Raw genomic sequence first — 16,198 nt, forward strand, 5'->3', positions numbered from 1 at the left:
GGGCCTCGGGCACGGAGTACTTCGAGTGCTCCGCGTACTGGTTGGAGCGGGCGGCGAGGGTGGGCTCCGGCGGCGGAGGTCAGGGTGTGAGGCGGAGGTGGGCCAGGGTCTTGTCGTCGTGGGGTTTGGGGCGGGGCCAGGCGATGGCGTCGGGGTCGGTGGCCTCGGCGCGGTGGACGGCGTCGACGACCTGTTGGGGGTGGGTGCGGCGGGAGTCGGCGGCGAGGGCGGGCCAGTCGAGGAGGTGGTGGTCGGTGACGGCGGCGGAGACGCCGTCGGTGAGCAGGAGGACGTCGGTCAGGTCGGCGAGGGGCCAGGCGGCGGTGACGGCGTGGAGGCCGGCCTCGGGGGTGGCCTCGGCGACCCAGTAGCCGTTCTGGCGGTTGATCACGGTGTGCTGGAAGTCGCGGAGTTCGCGCATCAGCTCGCGGTGGCGCCGGTCGAAGCCGGAGCCCGCCGCCAGCCGGGCGCGGTACTCGGCGGTCTGCGGGCGGGGTTCGAGCAGCGCGGCCAGCCGGTCGTCGCTCAGCACGTCGACGGAGCCGTCGCGACGGAGCGCCACCACCGGGCTGTCGCCGAGCACCGCGGCCTCCAGCCGTTCGCGGCGGCGGCGGACCACCGCGACGGTGGCGGCCGGTCCGCAGCCGGGGCGCAGGCCGTGCTCGGCGGCGACGGCCGCTATCGCGGAGGCGAGCAGCACGGGCAGGGGGAGTGCCGGGTGGCGGGTGAGGTGCTCGGCCAGCCGTGCGCCGAGGGTGCGGGCGTACCAGCCGCCGAGCGGGGCCTCGTCGGTGACGGTGGAGACCCCGTCGAGCACCGCCACCGCGTCCGGCAGCACCACGAGGTGGTCCTCCGTCAGCCGTTCGGGCCCGCCGCCGGGCCGTTCCCCGGACAGCACCCGCCAAGGGGCCGTCACCCCGCGTCCGTCCGCCGTGATGGTGTCCTGGTCCACTGCGCACCTCCGCGCTGGAGTCTGGCGGCGGAAGGTGAACGGGAGGGGACGGGCGGCGGGACGGCCGGGGTGTCGCGCGATCAGGTACGCGACACCCCGGCCGGGTTCCGGGGCCCGGGCGGGCGGGGGTGGGGGCTCAGAGCTCGAAGTAGTCGCGGCTGTCGACCGGGACGAGGTCCACGTACTCGGGGTGCTTGGCGATCCAGCCCTTGATGTACGGGCAGTACGGGAGCACCGCGAGGCCGCGCTCGCGGGCGTCGTCCAGGGCGAAGCGGGCGAGCGAGCTCGCCAGGCCGTGGCCCTCGAAGGCGGGGTTGACCTCGGTGTGGGTGAAGGCGATCTCGCCCTCCCCGAGGCGGTACTCGGCGAACCCGGCGAGCCGGTCGCCGTCGACTATGACCTCGTAGCGGGAGAGGTCGGGGCGGTCGACGATCTTCGATTCCATCGGGGCTCCAGCGTGGTCGGTGAGGTGTTCGTACACGAGTGCGGGTGTGGGGGCGGGGCCGTCAGTGGCCGTGGCTGACGCAGAACTCGTTGCCGGCCGGGTCCTGGAGGACGGTCCAGGACAGGCCGGGCACCTGCTGCTCGCCGACGACCGTCGCGCCCAGCTCCACCAACCGCCGGACCTCGGCCGCCAGGTCGTCGGCCGCGAAGTCCAGGTGGACCCGGTTCTTGCTCAGCTTGGGTTCGGCCACCTGCTGGAACCCGAGCGTCAACGGCTTCGCACCGACCATCACGAACTCGCCGAAGTCATTGGTGATCTCGGCGTCGAGCGCGGTGGCCCACCACTGGGCCAGTTCGCGCGGGGCGGAACAGTCGATCGTGATCATCGTTGCGGAGACAGTCATGGATCACCCTAACCACAACGACCCCCGCCCGCGTCAACCGCCTGACATGCCGTCACCTGCGCGGAAACGGTCCGTCAACTCGTGCCCGGCTACCGGAAGCGCCGCAGGCCGTCACGGACCCGGCGGGCGTCACGCAGCCGCCGCTCGTAGGTGGCGCCGAGGACCAGCAGGAGCAGGCCCGCCGCCGCCAGTGGCACCCAGCGGGGGAGCGCGCCGACGAGTTGGGTCACGAAGGGGGTGAGCTCGTGCACCGCCACGGCGGTGAGGGTGACGGCACCGTAGAGCAGTGGTGCGCGGAGCCGCTGCCGGGCGCCCAGCACGGTGAGGGCGAGGGCCGCGGCGCCCAGCAGCAGCGGGCGCAGCCAGTTCGGATCGGCCCAGACCGCGACCAGGCTCGGCAGCAGGGCGAGCCCGAGGCCGGCGCCGTAGGCGGCGGTCGAGGAGAGCTCCGGGCTTCTGCGGCGCCGCAGGTGACCGATGGTCAGGGCGGCCGCGGCCACGCTCAGCGTGTACGGCTCGGGGACGGTGACCCCGGCCAGGGCCAGGCGCACCCAGGAGGAGAGCACCAGCAGGCCGGTGCCGACCAGTGCGACCGGGCGGCGGTCCGGCCGCAGCGCCGCGGCGAGGGCCAGCACGCCGCCGACGGCCAGCGCCAGGCTGAGCGCGCCCGGGTGACCGGCCGTCAGCGCGAACGCGGGCAGCGCGACGACGTACCCCGTCCACTCCACGGCCGTCGCCAGGGCGGTGCGCGCACCGCCTGCGGGGGCGAGGGCAGGGGCTGCGGGAGCGTGGGCTTCGCGGGCCTGGCGAGCGAGGTGGGCGGCCGCGGGGATGGTGAGGGCGGTCACCGCCAGCAGTAGGAAGGCGAGTTCGTACGGGGCCAGGCCACCGGTCCGCCCGGCGGCGAGCGCGGTCACGGCGAGGGCGGCCACCGCGAAGACGCCGAACGGCGGGGCCCAGCGGCGCGGGAGGCGGACGGCGAGGAGCGCGGCGGCGACCGTCAGGACGGACCAGACGACGAGGGTCGCGGTCCGGTCGGTCCCGCCCCAGACCACGGCGGCGGTGGCGGCCGGGAGGAGTGCGAGCAGGTACGGGGCGGGGTCGGCGGGGCGCTGCTGCGCCAGGACGGCGGCGGTGGCCCCGGCGAGCAGCAGGGCCCAGAACGCGCCGACGGTGAGCGGGAGTCCGAGGAGGGCGGGCAGCAGGCAGGCGAGGACCGAGCCGGTGACGAGGGCGGCGCGGAGCAGGGCCCGTCCGGGTACGGGGCGGCAGGTGCGGGTGCAGCGGGCGGCGGCGATGGCCAGCAGCGCCGTGAACAGCCCGAACAGGACGGCCGGGGCGAGCGGGAGCGACCAGTTGGTGGTGTGGAGCTCGGCGGTGGTGGTCGTCGTACCGGCCCAGTCCCAGGCGAGGGCCCAGCGCTCCATCGGGCCGAAGAAGGCCAGGGCGAGGGCGGGCAGGGCGGCGAGTTGGGCGAGGAGGACGGCGCCGGCTCCGGCGATGAACAGGCCGAGGGGGGTGGGCGGTGCGGAGGGTGTGGTGGGAGCGGTGCCGGTGGGCGGGGCCCAGGCCGTTGCGGGCGTCGGGAGTGCCGGGGGTGCCGTGGGCGCTGCGGGTGTTGCCGGGGCCGTGGCCTCGGCGGGTGCCGGGGTGGAGGAGGTCAGGACGTGGAGGGTGCCGAGCAGCAGCAGTGCCCCCGGGACGGCGTAGCCGGCCGGGACCCATGCGGCGGGCAGGGCGAAGCGCAGGCCGGTACCGATTCCGGCGAGGGGGGCCGCACCGGCCAGGACGGCCGCGGCGCAGCGCAGTTCGTGTCCGACGGGGAGGGGGAGCAGGGACGCCGGCCGTCCGGTGGAGACGGCGAGCCCGAGGGCTGCCAGTAGGACGAGGGCGGGCCAGGCGAGCTGGGCCTCCGTCAGGGTGGTCGCGGTGAACAGCTGGGTGGCGGAGGTGAGGGCGCCGAGCAGGGTGAAGCCGGTGCCGCAGGCGATGAGCGCGTGCGCCGAGCCCGTTGCGGACGTGGAAGTGGAAGTGGGAGTGGTGGCGGGGGTGGGGGTGGGGGCGGCGCTCCGGGGTGCGAGGCGGGTGGCCGCGAGGAGGTCGAGCAGGGCGGTGAGGAGGAAGGCGGTCGCGTAGCCGCCGATGTCGGTGTCGATGGCCAGGGCAGCCAGCGAGAGCGGCAGTTGGGCGAGGGCGAGCGCGACGGCGCGGGGACCGCGGAGGGAGAGTGCGGTGCCGTAGACGGCCGCGCCCAGGGCGGTCAGGGCGGTGGCCGCCGCCCAGTAGGAGGCAGCCGGGACGCGGTCGAGACCGGCGAGGCCGACGGCTCGGGCGGCGAGCCAGTCCAGCAGTACCAGGGCCAGGCCGAGCACGGCGAAGGTCTCGGCGGTGGCGGTGAGCCCGCGGCGGCGCAGCGGCAGCGGGACGAGCAGTGCGCAGAGCGTGACGGCGGCGAGTACCGCGGCCCGGCCGCCGATGCCGAGGCTGCCCCAGCTGACGACGGTGAAGACCAGCGCCGCGATCGCCACCATCAGCCCGCCGAGCACCAGCAGGACGGTCTGCGCGGACGGCCCGGAGACCTCCTTGGCGGGCGCGGGCGGCAGCCCCCAGGGCGTGCCCGGTGCGGCCCAGTTGGGGCCGGCGGGCGCCTGGACAGGCGGGGGGACGGGGAGGTCCTGCCGAGCGCGGAGGGCGGCGAGGAGCTGGTCCCGTCGCACGATCAGCCCGTGTCGCTGGGCGTCGAGCGCGTTCAGGGCGACGGTCACCTGCCAGAGCGCGGCGGCGTCCGGCCCGAGCAGCGGCAGCCGGCAGGCGGGGCAGCGGGCGGTCCCGGGGGCGGTGGCCAGTGGCGTGCCGCATCCCGGGCAGGGCAGTGAACCGGTCGTCATGACGGAGATTGTGAGGCCGGAGCGGCGGCCCGGCCATGAGTACGGCTACTCAGAATGCGTGCTCAGCCGAACGGCGGGCACCGGGTACTCCGCCGTCGCGGGCCGCCCGGCCGTGGAGCGGTACGGAGGGGGCGGTACGGAGGGGAGCAGCATGGAGGGGAGCGGTGCGGAGGGGGCGGCACGGAGGGGAGAAGCGCGGCGGGGGAGCGGTGCGTCGGGGCGGCCGGTGGAACTGATCACCCTGACGGACCGTCATCTTCACGGGAGCGCCGCAGGATCGGCACTTCCGCGACCCTTTCCCGCCGAGGTCCGAGGTGATCCGTGGCCGACACCGTCCACACCGTGATGAACCGCCTGCACGAGGTGCTGGTGGACATGCTGACCAGGGGTGCCCCCGCCGCGGGCACCAGGGGCCTGCACGAGGTGGTGGAGCGCGCGACGGCGCTCGGGCCGGAGGGCGCCTGGCTGGCCGCCGCGGGGCGGGCGAGCCTGGGCGGACTGGCGGCCGCCCAGGGGCAGTTGGAGGTGGCCCTCTTCCACCTGGAGGCCGCGGTGGACGGGGGCTTCAACGACTGCCTGGTGCTCCACATGCCGCCCATGGTCCCGCTGCACGGTGATCCGCGGTTCCGCGCCCTGTACGCGCGGATGCGGATATCCCAGGCCGACCTCGACGAGCTCGTGTGGCTGCACCGGGAGGCGCAGATCATGATGAAGCAGTCCCAGGGCGCGAGCATGGACAACATCGACCGCCTGGACACCGGGGTCTCGCTGCTCCCGCAGGCCCCCCTGCCGACCCGCGAGCCGGACACCGTCGGCGTCCTGATGACCCGCATCGACCTGGCCGCGACCCAGACCGCGCTCCAGGCGGCCGCCGTCAGGGCCGACCTCCGGCGCGCCTCCGACAACGTCAGCCTCAGCCTGATCGACGACAGCTGGGACTACGGCCGGGCCAGGCGCGACGCCTGGTACGCCGACGGGTTGGAGTCCCACCGTCTGCGGGCGGGCGAACTCCGGGCCTTCGTCGAGCGGCCCGGCGTCTCGCACGCCGTCCTCCCCTGCCCGCCGCTGGGCTCGATCACCTACCCGGGCTGACGCACCCACCACCGCGCACTCACCGCCGCGCATTCACCGCTGTGCGGTGGGACGTACGACGATGTCGTTCACGTCCACGGCGGCGGGCTGGGCGACGGCGAAGGCGATGGCCTCGCCGACCGCCTCCGGTGGGATGGCGAACCGCTGCCTGGCGGAGGCGAGTTCGGCGCGCACACGGTCGTCCGGGACCGCGTCGATGAAGTCGGTCCGGACTAAGCCGGGCGAGACCACGGTCACCCGGACGGTGTCGCCGGCCTCCTGGCGCAGGCCCTCGGAGAGGGTCCGGACCGCGTTCTTGGTCGCGGCGTAGACGGCCTGGTCGGGCACCACCTTCAGGCCGGCCGTGGAGACGACGTGGACGAACTGGCCGCCGCCCTGGGCGCGGAAGACCGGCAGGGCGGCGGCGATCCCGTACAGGACGCCCTTGAAGTTGACGTCGACCATCGCCTCCCAGTCCTCCACCCGTAGGTCGTCGAGCGGGGAGACCGGGCCGATCCCGGCGTTGGCGACCAGGACGTCGAGGCGTCCGAAGCGCTGCCGGGCGAGCTCCACGAGCGCGGCCAGGTCCGCGCGCCTGGTGACGTCGGTGGCGGTCCAGACGGCCTCGCCGCCGCGTTCCGCGATGCGGGCGGCGAGGCCGCGCAGGCGCTCGGTGCGGCGGGCGCCGAGGACGAGGCGGGCGCCGCGCTCCGCCAGCAGGAGCGCGGTGGCCTCGCCGATGCCGCTGCTCGCGCCGGTGACGGCGACGACCTTGCCCCGGACGTTGTCGGTTCCGGACATGGATGTACCCCCTGGGATCGAACCGGACACGTGTCCGGAACTCCTGTGAGCTTAGCGGACACATGTCCGTTTAGGATGGGGGTGGTCGGAGGGTCGAGGGTTCGGAGGGTTCGGAATGGCTGAGGAGTCACGGGCGGGGCGGCGTGCCGACGCCGAGCAGAACCGTGCGCGCATCCTGGCGGTCGCGCGGGACGCGCTGGCGCGCGCGGCCGGTGACGTCACCCTGAAGTCGATCGCGGGGGAGGCGGGTGTCGGGCAGGGCACGCTCTACCGGCACTTTGCCACCCGGGAGGCGCTCGTGCTGGAGGTCTACCGGCAGGACGTCGCCGAACTCGTCGCGGCGGTCGACGAGTTGTCGGACGGCGAGGATCCCTGGCGGGCGCTGAGGTCGTGGTTCGACCGGCTGGCGGAGTTCGGGCGGGTGAAGCACGGGATGGCCGGCGCCTTGGACGCGGCCACCCGGAACGAACTGTCGGCCGAGCACTACCGGCCGGTGACCGACGCGATCGAACGGCTGCTGGCCGCCTGTCGGGAGGCGGGCGTGGTGCGGGCGGACGTGGACGCGGCGGACGTCCTGCTGCTGGTCGGCTTCCTGTGGCGGGTCGACTGGAGCGACGACCCGGACGGGCGGGCGCGGCGGCTCCTCGGTATCACCCTCGACGGTCTGCGCGCCGCCCGCTGACACGTCGTCAGCTATCCTGCACGGCCATGGGAGAGCTGATGGTGATCAGGCACGGCCAGACGGAGTGGAGCCTGTCGGGCCGGTACGCGGGCCGGACGGACGTGCCGCTGACGGCCGCCGGCGAGGCGGCGGCGCGGGCCCTCGCCCCGAGGCTGGCGCAGCGCCGGCCGGCCGTCGTGTTCAGCAGCCCGCTGAGCCGTGCCGTGCGGACCGCCGAACTGGCGGGCCTCACCGGGGTGCGGCCCGATCCCGACCTGCTGGAGTGGGACTACGGCGGCTACGAGGGCCTGACGGCGGAACAGATCGAGGCGGGCCGGCCGGGGTGGGACCTGTGGCGCGACGGGGTCGTCCCCGGTGACGCCGCCCATCCCGGTGAGGGGCTCGGCCAGGTGGCGGCCCGGACGGACGCCGTGCTGGACCGCATCCGCCCGCTGCTGGCCGAGGGCGACGTGGCCGTGGTCGCCCACGGCCACCTGGCCCGCGTCCTGGCGGTCCGCTGGCTCGGTCTCGACCCGTCCGCCGCCGGCCTGCTCGGCCACCCGCATCCGGGCACCCTCGGCCTCCTGGGTGCCGAACACGGGCGACCGGTCATCGCCGCGTGGAACGTCCCGTAGTCACGGGCGGCCGCGGACCGGCGGGTCAGCGGGTGGCCGTCCAGCTGTGGGCGACGTCGATGACGAGGCGGTTGTCCAACTGGAAGACGCGGAAGGGGAGTCGGGCCCGGACGCCGAGGCCGAGCTGGGTGCGCCCTTCGAAGCTGGAGGCGAACTTGGCCTCGACGAAGGTGCGGTAGCCGGTGAGGTCGACGCCGGGGAGGGGCTGGCCGGCGCGGCCGGGGTAGGTGGGGGTACCGGTGGCGGGGTCGTAGGAGGGGGCGTCGGCGTAGATCTCCAGGATCGCTCCGCCGCGGACGGGCATCGGGTTACCGGAGCCGTCCTGGTAGAGGGTGCCGACGTACTGCACGTGGTAGCCGACCGGGTGGGCGGCGGAGGTGCCGGGGACGTCGAGGACGAGGCGGTCGAAGCAGGGGTGCGCGCCGGTCCGGACGTTGGTGAGCGGTCGGGAGTTGGTGGAGGTGGCGGACTCCGGCAGGCTGCCCCAGCCCGTCGGGCAGGTCACGGAGGCCGCTGCGGCGGTGGTGACGGGTGTGGCCGAGGCCACTCCTCCGCCCAGCAGGACGGCCACCAGGGGGATCACGACCAGGCGTTTCATCGGGTGCCTCCTCGGCTCGTTCCTGGCCAGTCACGAGTAAGGACGTGGGCGCGGCGCCGATGGTTGCGCGCAGCGGCGGAAGCGGGAAAGGGTTTGCGCGCGGGGACGGTGGGGTGACAGCATCCCCGGCCATGACGACGAAGCGAAAGGCCGCGCGCCTCACCAGCAGGTGAGCGCGGTGGCGGAACAGCAGAAGAACGACGGCCCGTCCCTGCCGGGCCAGCAGGACCTCCCGAGGTCCGCCCGCCGGAGCGCGATCGCCCGCCTGGCGAGGCGGCTCACTCCCGACGAGTACCGCGGCCTGCACGCGGCCCTGGACGGCGGCACCGCCGAGGACCGGCACACGGCACTCTTCCTGGCGACCGTCCGCCGCGACCTCGACCGCGTGGTGGCGGCGCTCCACGACCCCGCCCTCCGCTCCCGCGCGCTGGCCGCGGCCGGACGGCTCCCGGTGCCCGACGAGGCCCTGGCCGAGGTGGCGCGGACCGCGCCGCAGGCCCACCGCCTCGCCCTCTACCGGCAGTTGCGCCGCACCGGGAAGCGGGAACTGGCCGACCGGCTGCTGCCGGAGGTGTACGACCGCTACGGGCGGCGGGAGGCGGCACGCCTGCTGGTGGCCTGTTCCCCGGAGACCGTCCACCCCTGGTTCGCCCGGTTGGCGATCGACCACGGGGTGCTGGCCGGACTGGCCAGGACCGCGCCGGTGGCGGTGGCCCGGCTGCTGGCCGAGCAGGAGCAGGAGCGCCAACGGCTGTACGGCGGCGACGGGACGACCCCGATTCCCTGGAACGGCTCCAACCGTCGCCTGGTCACCTCCGCCACCCGGCGGGACCCGGAGGCCGGATTCCACCTGCTGGCCACGGCCTGGCGGCTGCTCACCGCGGAGGCGGTGGTCGAGCTGCTGGCCCAGCCCGCCCGGGTGGCGGAGCTCATCAGGAGTCGGGGGATCGAGAAACTCGCGATTCCGGACCGGGAGTTGCCGACGCACGTCGCCAGGGCGATCGGCCGCCTGCCGGAGGAACAGCGCGTGCTGCTCGCCCGCACCTGCCGTGGGCGCTACCGGGGCGGCCCGTACCAGGGTCTGCCCGTCGAGCCGCTGCTCGCGCTGCTGGAGCCGGAGCTCCGGGCCGAGGTGGCGGCGGAGATGATCGCCGGGTCGACGGGCCGGAGCTTCCCCGGGGCCGGTCCGGTGATGGCGCTCGGGCCGGAGAAGCGGGCCGAACTGGTCCGCACCCACTTGGCGGAGCGCCCCGGCGGGCGTGCGTCGAGGGTGCTCCGCGTGGTCCGGCTGCTGCCGCTCGCGGAGGCGGAGGAGCGCCTGGCCCGGGCGGCGGGTTCGCCGCGCCGGCACGAACGGGCCGACGGGTGGGGCGCGTTGCTGGCCTGCGCGACCGTGGAGGGCGATCCGGCCGAGTTCGCCCGGATCGTCCGCCTGACCGAACGGGCCTGGCACGACCACCCCGAGGTGCGGCAGACGGTGCTCCAGGGGATGACCGAGGTACCGGCCCGGCTCCTCGCGGCGGTGCCGACCGAGGTGCTGCGGGACGCCACCCTGACGGTGGCCCAGGCCCGGGACGCCACGGCGCGCTGCCTGGAGCCGATGGCCGGCTGGCTGCGGCTGACCCTCCGGCGTGCCGTCGCCGACGGGGAGCACCCACGGGTGGCCGAACTCACGGGACTGCTGGCGCAGTTGGCCGGGCACGCGCGCTTTCCGGTGCGGGGGGAGGGCGAGTTGGGGCTCCCCGTACCGGTGGCGGAGGCGGTCTGGGAGGGCCTGCACGCCACGGCGGCGATGCGCCGCCCCGGCCGCTGGCTGCGGCTGGCCGCACTGCTGCCACCGCTGCCCCGGGTGGACGCCCGCCTGGAGGAGTACCTGCTCGGCGGCGACGGCGACGGCGAAGGGGGCGCGGAGCGGGGAGGGCTGCGGGAGCTGGCGGCCGGACTGTGGCTGCGCTCCTCCGGTGGCGGACGGGAGGAACGGTGCGGTCAACTGGTCTCCGCCGAGCTCGAGTTCGTCCGGCTGGAGGCGGTCTGGCAGGTGCTGGCCCGGAACCGGACCGACCTGCTGGCGGGTCTCTTCGCGCAGGCCCGGCGGCAGGGGTTCGCCTGGGCCCCGCCGCTGCCGCCGGGAGCCGGTCCGCAGGCCGCCGCGGAGCACACCGCACTGGTCGGCCCGGCCGTGTCCGGCGAGGAGGCCGAGCCGGCCGCGAGGGCGGCCGCCGCACGGGTGCTGACCGATCCGGGCCTGCTGCGGGAGGCGGTCGAACGCGGCCCGCAGCCGGTGGCCGCCGCCGCGCTCCGGCAGTTGGCGCGGGTGCTGCCGCCCGGGGAGGCGCTCCCGTCGGTGGTGCCCCATCTCGGCGGGGGCGGGATGCGCGGGCGGGCAGCCGCCCTGGCGGTCCGTCACCTGCTGGCCCGGAGCACGGAGGCGGAGGCCGAGGCGTTGCTGACCCGGTGGCTGGCGGACCCCGCGGCGCCGGTCGGCGTCGGCGCGGGCAAGGAGCTGGTCGGCGCCCTCGGGGACCTGTCGGACCCGGTGGTCCTGCGGACCGCGCGGGCGGCCTGGGACGCGCCCGGCCTCCACCGGGACGTCCGGGCCAGGATCGGGGCCGTGCTCACGGGCTTCCTGGACCGTCCGGAGGTGGCGGCACGGCTGCTCGACGCCCTGGGCGAACCCGCGGTCTGGGCGGCGGTGTCCGAGGCGGTCGGCCGGCAACGCGACGTCGTGCTGCGGCCCGCCCGGGAGCGGTTCCTCAGCGAGGCGACGGCGTACCCGGACCCGGACGTGGCCGAGGGGGCGTACGCCGCGTTGCACGGCTGCCTGACGGCCGGTGGCCCCGGAGGTGCGGCCGCCGCACGGGAGTTGGTGACCTTCGGCCGGCCGGGGCGGATCTGGCGGGCGGCGGTCCGGCTGATCGCCGGGGAGGAGGACGGCCGGGCCTTCGTCGGGCCCTGGACCGAGGCGGTGGACCGCCTGGCGCTCCTGGCGAACGGCGGTGGTCCCGCCGACGGTGGTGGTCCCGACGATGGTGGCCCCGGCGGCGTCGGCGACCTCGGCGGGGCCGACGGCGCGGAGGTCGCCGTCCAGGCGCGGAGGCGGCTGGCGGCGCTGGTCGGCGGCCGGTTCGGGCCCGAGGTCACCGCGCCCGCCCTGCTGGAGGTCCTGGTGGACCGGCTGGAGTCGGCCGGGCTCGGCGGTGCGGCGGCGCGGACCGCCCAGGCGGTGGCGGCGCATGCCCTGGTCGGGGGCGATCCGGCCCCGGAGCTCTGGAGCCGGGTCCTGGACCTGCTCGAAGGCCACCCGCTGCGCTGGACCGCGATGCCGGAGGACGCCGGACTCCGGTGGGACGACGAGCCGCCCGAGCACGCGGTGCGGGCGGTCTTCGACCAGCTGCGGACCCGGGAGACGGTGGAGGGCGTCCTGCTGGCGGCGCGGCTGGCCCGGTGGATCACCGACCGTGTCCGGCCCCCGGACTGGTGGGAGGCGGAACTCGTCCACTGGCTGCGCCATCCGGACCCGGACATCACGGAGCTGATGATCGAACGGGAGTGAGCGCCGCGGGCCCGTGGCAGGCTGACGGCCCGTCAGTCCGCCACGGGCCCGCGGGGGTCCTGCGGGGCGGTTGCGCAGCTCGGCCGGGCCGGATGGTGCGGTCACGGAGGAGCGGAGGTCCGCGGCCCGCCGTCGTGGACGCCGATTGACTCCGTCACTCGGGGGTTCATAGACTCGATCGCAGGTGGACTCCGTCAGGTGTCGGTCCGCGGCCGTGGGCCGGGGACGACCGGGCCGGGAGGGCCGCCGGAGCAGGTGTCCCGGGGATCTCCGGTGACACGGCGTCACACCCCACGCCCCGGCGTGGTGGACCGGGGGAACGGAAGCGGGGATGGCAGTGGAGCAGGTGACGGCCGGCCGTGGTGCCGCGCGCCTGCGTCTGGTGGCCAGGCTCGACGTGGACCTGCACCGCCGCGCCAGTTCGCTCTGTCGCTGAGGGCGGTCGGCCCCGCGCGGTGCAGCAGACACGCGCGGCGGACCGACGGAGAGCGCTGACCCCACCCCTCCCCGAACCCGTCTGAAACCCCGCGTGCGCGGAGGGCAATCCGCCTGCCCGCCCGGCGCGCCGCCTGCTCCAGGAGTACCCGATGCCCACGCACCTCTCCCTCCCGCCCGCCCCGCTGGATCCGCCCAGAGCCCGGCCGACCGGCCGCGGGACCGAGTTCGGCCGCCTCGTCCAGGGCCTGGAGCGCTGCACGGCCGGGGCCGGCGGGGTGACGGCGCTGCACGGTTCGGTCGGCAGCGGCCGTACCGAACTGCTCTACTCCTTCACCGACCTGGCGACCCGTCAGGGCGTGCAGGTGCTGCTGGGCACCGGCTCGCCGCTGGAGCGGGAGTTCCCGCTCGGCCTGGCCCGGCAGCTGTTCCAGAGCGCCGACCTGGACCACGCGGAGGCCGAGAGCGCCGAGCGGCTGCTGGCCCAGGGCGTGGCGGAGGGCTCCGGCCCGGCGGCCGCCGACGGCGGGCCCGCCCGGCTCACCCAACGGACCCTGGAGGGCCTGTTCGGCCTGGTCCGGCGCCTGGCGGACCGCGGCCCCGTCCTGGTGGCGGTGGACGACCGGCAGGACGCGGACCCGCAGTCGCTGGAGTTCCTGCTCTACCTGGTGCGCCGGACCAGGAACGCGCCGGTGCTCACCGTGCTCGGCTCGCGCGAGACCATGACCCCGCCCAACCCCTTCTTCGAGGTCGAGCTGGCCCGCCAGCCGCACCACCGCCAGGTCCGGCTGGAGCTGCTGCCCGTCGAGGTGGTCGCCGAGCTGTTCCGCGAACGCCTGGGCAGTGGCGCGGCCGACCGGCTGGCGGCCGAGGCGCACGCGCTGACGGGCGGGAACCCGCTGCTGGTGCACGCGCTGATGGACGATCAGGAGCGGGCGGGTGGTCCGGGTGCCCTGGGTGGCCCGGGTGGCGTCGGCGGTTCGGGCCGCCCGGCTGGTGGGCTGGTGGTCGGCGAGGGCTACCGGCGCGGGCTGATGCACTGCCTGCACCGGATCGACCCGCTGGCACTGCGCTGCGCACGCGGCGTGGCGGTGCTCGGCCCCGGCGCCGGGCCCGAGCTGCTGGCCGAACTCCTGCTGCTGGTACCGGACTCCGTCACCCGGGCGCTCTACCTGCTGAACGCGGCCGGCCTGTTCCGCGGCGACGGCTTCCGCCACCCGACGGCCGGGGGCGACCTGCTGGCCGCCGTCCGACCCACCGAACTGGCCGCCCTGCACCGGCGGGCGGGCGAGCTGCTGCGGCGGCGCGGGGCGGCGGAGGGCGCGGTGGCCGAGCAGTTCCGCGCCGCCGAGGGGCACCTGCGCAGCCCGTGGGCGGTGCCCGTTCCGGCGACCGAGCCGCCCGCCTTCCCGGCGGCTTCCGCGGCTCGCGCCCCGGAGCCGGAGCATGCTCCGGACGCGGCCCGGGACCCGTACACGGTCACGGCCCCGGCGGCTCCGGTACCGGCCGTTTCCCCGAAGGACGTCGCGGGCCCGGCCTGCTCCCCCGGGGCAGGGCACGACCTCGCCCCCGAACCGGCCCCGGACCCGCTCGGGACGCCGCCCCCGGCCCGGCCGGAGGACGGCGAGCCCGTGGAGCTCCCGGACCCCCCGGTCTGCGAGGACCGGATCGAGTGCGTGCCCTCCCTCCCCGGCACCGTCACCGACCGCGCCTCCACCGTGCGGCACGAGCTGCGCTCGATCCGCTACTCCTACTGGCACGGCCGCCTGACGGAGGGCCAGGAGGCGCTGGCCCGCTTCGAGCGGGACGGGGCCGACCCGCAGGGCGCGGCCCGGCTGCGCTCCTGGCTGGCGTACTGGTACCCGGGGCAGCGGGACGGCGCCGCCGCCGGCCCGGACCGGACGGCCTACCGGGCCGACGGGCTGCGGCTGTTGGAGGCGCTGCTCGCCGGTACGGTCGAGCCCGCCGAGGCGGTGCTGCGGGCGGAGGCGGTGCTGCGGGCCGGCGGTCTGGGCGGCGTGCCGATGGACTCGCTGACCTCCGCGCTGACCGTGCTCCTCTACACCGACCGGGCCGACCGCGCGGCCCGCTGGTGCGGCCCGGTGGCCGAGCGGTCGGGCGCCCGGGGGAACCCGACCTGGCAGGCGCTGTTCTCGGCGCTGCGGGCCGAGACCGCGCTCCGGCTGGGTGACCCGCGCACGGCCGACGAGCAGGCCCGGGCGGCCTTCGCCCAGGTCCGGCCGGAGGCCTGGGGCGTGGCGGTGGGCCTGCCGCTCTCCACCCTGGCCGCCGCCCGCACGGCCCTGGGCCGGCACGAGGACGCCGCGCACTACCTGGGGCTGGCCGTCCCCGAGGGGGCGGAGCTGACCCCGGCCTGGCTGCACCTCCGGCACGCCCGGGCCGGGCACCTGCTGGCGACCGGCCGGGCCGAGGAGGCGCTGGCGGACTACCGCGGTTGCGGTGACCTGATGGCGCGGTGGGGGCTGGACCACCTGCCGGCCCTGGCGCCGTGGCGGATCGGCGCGGCCCGGGCGCAGCTGGCCCTCGGCCGCCCGCACGCGGCCGTCCACCTGGCCGAGCAGCAGCTGGACCGCCTCGGCCCCGCCGGGCACGCCCGCATCCGCGGTCTCGCGCTGCTCACCAGGGCGGCCGCCGGTGAGCGGGCCGAGCGCACCCCGCTGCTGGAGCGGGCCGTCGGCCTGCTGGAGGAGGCCGGGGCGGAGCACGAACTCGCCCAGGCACTGGCCGAGTTGAGCCGGGCGCACGGGACGGACGGAGACCCCGGCCGGGCCCGGGAGACCGATCGGCGGCTGCGGGCCACGCCGACGCTATCGGTGGTGCAGGACACCGCCCCGCTGGACGGCCTCTCGGAGGCCGAGCGCCGGGTGGCCGAGCTGGCCGCCCGGGGGCTGTCGAACCGGGAGGTGGCCCGCAGGCTCTACATCACCGTCAGCACCGTGGAGCAGCACCTGACCCGGGTCTACCGCAAGCTCGGCGTCCGCCGCCGCGCCGACCTGGCCCGGGTGGTCCCGGCCGCCGCGGTGGTCGCCGACCCGGGGGAGCCGACCGCCACGAGGGCCGCCCGCCCGGCCTGATCCCCGGCCCTGATCCCCGGCCCTGATTCCCGGCCTGACCTGCGGCCGCCCGGTCCACGGACCGGGCGGCCGCAGGCACGTCGCTCCGGAGCGGTGGTCAGAACAGCCGGTGGCCCTTCACCCGGACCGAGCTCCCGCCGTCCGTGCCCACCCGGCGGAACTTGGTGATGCCGAGGTGGGCCCGGCCGAGGCGGAAGAAGGTCAGCCCGGCGACGAACCCGACGGCGGCGGACAGCAACAGGAGGCCGATCCCGTCCGTCGCGTTCGGATCGTTCTCGTCGACGGTCTGCCCGCCGAGCTGGACGAGCATCGGGACGGTGAAGAGCAGCGAGAGCAGCAGCAGCGCCCCCAGCACCTGGTAGACCACGCGCTTGCGGCGTGCCGTGGCGCTGTTCTCGACGGTGACGCAGAACTCCTGCCGGCAGCGCGGGCAGGTGAACGACTCGACGGAGGTGCCCTGCCGGGGTCGTCGGCGGTCCTCGCCGGAGAGGTGCGCGACGCTCCAGTCGACCCTCGTGTAGCCGACCCCGGCCTCCACGTTCACGCGACAGCCCAACTCGATCGAGAACTGCTCCTCGACCGTCGGCTTCCCGAAGCTCATACGACCCCCCCTGTTCCGCGCCAGCCGCAGGTGTGCCAGGGTACCGCCGCAGGGCGGGGC

The 16,198-nt window shown here is 76.2% G+C and carries 12 protein-coding genes; 5 read left to right on the top strand and 7 right to left on the bottom strand.

Annotated elements, in window-relative coordinates:
• Nucleotides 1-79 precede the first annotated feature (79 nt).
• From ACIA8O_RS04515 to ACIA8O_RS04530, 4 genes are all read right to left on the bottom strand, one after another.
• Nucleotides 80-952: a hypothetical protein gene (locus ACIA8O_RS04515; protein WP_396292025.1), complete on the bottom strand. Its 873-nt coding sequence runs from the start codon at nt 950-952 to the stop codon at nt 80-82.
• Nucleotides 953-1,088: 136 nt separating this feature from the next.
• Entirely contained in the window at nt 1,089-1,397 is a 309-nt protein-coding gene (locus tag ACIA8O_RS04520; protein WP_396292026.1) for a GNAT family N-acetyltransferase, read from the bottom strand.
• A 61-nt stretch (nt 1,398-1,458) separates the two neighbouring features.
• The gene (locus ACIA8O_RS04525) at nt 1,459-1,800 is read right to left on the bottom strand and encodes a VOC family protein (RefSeq protein ID WP_396292027.1); all 342 of its coding nucleotides are present in this window, start codon (nt 1,798-1,800) and stop codon (nt 1,459-1,461) included.
• Nucleotides 1,801-1,889: 89 nt separating this feature from the next.
• Nucleotides 1,890-4,688, bottom strand: coding sequence for an SCO7613 C-terminal domain-containing membrane protein (locus tag ACIA8O_RS04530; RefSeq protein WP_396292028.1), 2,799 nt, complete (start codon nt 4,686-4,688; stop codon nt 1,890-1,892).
• Between the two features lie 321 nt (nt 4,689-5,009).
• Between ACIA8O_RS04530 and ACIA8O_RS04535 the strand changes: the two genes are divergently transcribed.
• The gene (locus ACIA8O_RS04535; protein WP_396292029.1) at nt 5,010-5,780 is read left to right on the top strand and encodes a hypothetical protein; all 771 of its coding nucleotides are present in this window, start codon (nt 5,010-5,012) and stop codon (nt 5,778-5,780) included.
• Between the two features lie 33 nt (nt 5,781-5,813).
• Here ACIA8O_RS04535 and ACIA8O_RS04540 read toward each other — a convergent pair whose 3' ends face one another.
• Nucleotides 5,814-6,560, bottom strand: coding sequence for an SDR family oxidoreductase (locus ACIA8O_RS04540; RefSeq protein WP_396292030.1), 747 nt, complete (start codon nt 6,558-6,560; stop codon nt 5,814-5,816).
• Between the two features lie 115 nt (nt 6,561-6,675).
• On the opposite strand from ACIA8O_RS04540, the gene ACIA8O_RS04545 reads away from it, so the two are divergent.
• Together ACIA8O_RS04545 and ACIA8O_RS04550 are read left to right on the top strand one after the other, a co-directional pair.
• Entirely contained in the window at nt 6,676-7,242 is a 567-nt protein-coding gene (locus tag ACIA8O_RS04545) for a TetR/AcrR family transcriptional regulator (RefSeq protein ID WP_396292031.1), read from the top strand.
• 26 nt (nt 7,243-7,268) lie between these two features.
• A complete protein-coding gene (locus ACIA8O_RS04550; protein ID WP_396292032.1) occupies nt 7,269-7,856 on the top strand; it encodes a histidine phosphatase family protein in 588 nt (195 codons plus the stop codon).
• A gap of 25 nt (nt 7,857-7,881) precedes the next feature.
• On the opposite strand, the gene ACIA8O_RS04555 is transcribed toward ACIA8O_RS04550, so the two are convergent.
• Nucleotides 7,882-8,454 (bottom strand): hypothetical protein, encoded by a 573-nt coding sequence (locus tag ACIA8O_RS04555; RefSeq protein ID WP_396292033.1) that lies wholly within the window; start codon nt 8,452-8,454, stop codon nt 7,882-7,884.
• 178 nt (nt 8,455-8,632) lie between these two features.
• Here ACIA8O_RS04555 and ACIA8O_RS04560 point away from each other — a divergent pair, with 178 nt between their 5' ends.
• Both ACIA8O_RS04560 and ACIA8O_RS04565 read left to right on the top strand, forming a co-directional pair.
• Nucleotides 8,633-12,007 (top strand): hypothetical protein, encoded by a 3,375-nt coding sequence (locus ACIA8O_RS04560; protein WP_396292034.1) that lies wholly within the window; start codon nt 8,633-8,635, stop codon nt 12,005-12,007.
• Between the two features lie 587 nt (nt 12,008-12,594).
• Nucleotides 12,595-15,537, top strand: coding sequence for an AAA family ATPase (locus tag ACIA8O_RS04565; protein WP_396292035.1), 2,943 nt, complete (start codon nt 12,595-12,597; stop codon nt 15,535-15,537).
• 97 nt (nt 15,538-15,634) lie between these two features.
• Here the strand turns inward: ACIA8O_RS04565 and ACIA8O_RS04570 are convergent, their stop codons facing one another.
• The gene (locus tag ACIA8O_RS04570) at nt 15,635-16,138 is read right to left on the bottom strand and encodes a hypothetical protein (RefSeq protein WP_396292036.1); all 504 of its coding nucleotides are present in this window, start codon (nt 16,136-16,138) and stop codon (nt 15,635-15,637) included.
• Nucleotides 16,139-16,198 lie beyond the last annotated feature (60 nt).

This window comes from Kitasatospora sp. NPDC051853 (genome assembly GCF_044452665.1).
GTDB lineage: Bacteria > Actinomycetota > Actinomycetes > Streptomycetales > Streptomycetaceae > Kitasatospora.

Bases quoted from the DNA above. Each gene is read 5' to 3' on its own strand.
- ACIA8O_RS04520 (WP_396292026.1), bottom strand. From the start codon at position 1,397: ATGGAATCGAAGATCGTCGACCGCCCCGACCTCTCCCGCTACGAGGTC.
- ACIA8O_RS04540 (WP_396292030.1), bottom strand. From the start codon at position 6,560: ATGTCCGGAACCGACAACGTCCGGGGCAAGGTCGTCGCCGTCACCGGC.
- ACIA8O_RS04565 (WP_396292035.1), top strand. From the start codon at position 12,595: ATGCCCACGCACCTCTCCCTCCCGCCCGCCCCGCTGGATCCGCCCAGA.
- ACIA8O_RS04545 (WP_396292031.1), top strand. From the start codon at position 6,676: ATGGCTGAGGAGTCACGGGCGGGGCGGCGTGCCGACGCCGAGCAGAAC.
- ACIA8O_RS04530 (WP_396292028.1), bottom strand. From the start codon at position 4,688: ATGACGACCGGTTCACTGCCCTGCCCGGGATGCGGCACGCCACTGGCC.
- ACIA8O_RS04550 (WP_396292032.1), top strand. From the start codon at position 7,269: ATGGGAGAGCTGATGGTGATCAGGCACGGCCAGACGGAGTGGAGCCTG.
- ACIA8O_RS04570 (WP_396292036.1), bottom strand. From the start codon at position 16,138: ATGAGCTTCGGGAAGCCGACGGTCGAGGAGCAGTTCTCGATCGAGTTG.
- ACIA8O_RS04555 (WP_396292033.1), bottom strand. From the start codon at position 8,454: ATGAAACGCCTGGTCGTGATCCCCCTGGTGGCCGTCCTGCTGGGCGGA.
- ACIA8O_RS04525 (WP_396292027.1), bottom strand. From the start codon at position 1,800: ATGACTGTCTCCGCAACGATGATCACGATCGACTGTTCCGCCCCGCGC.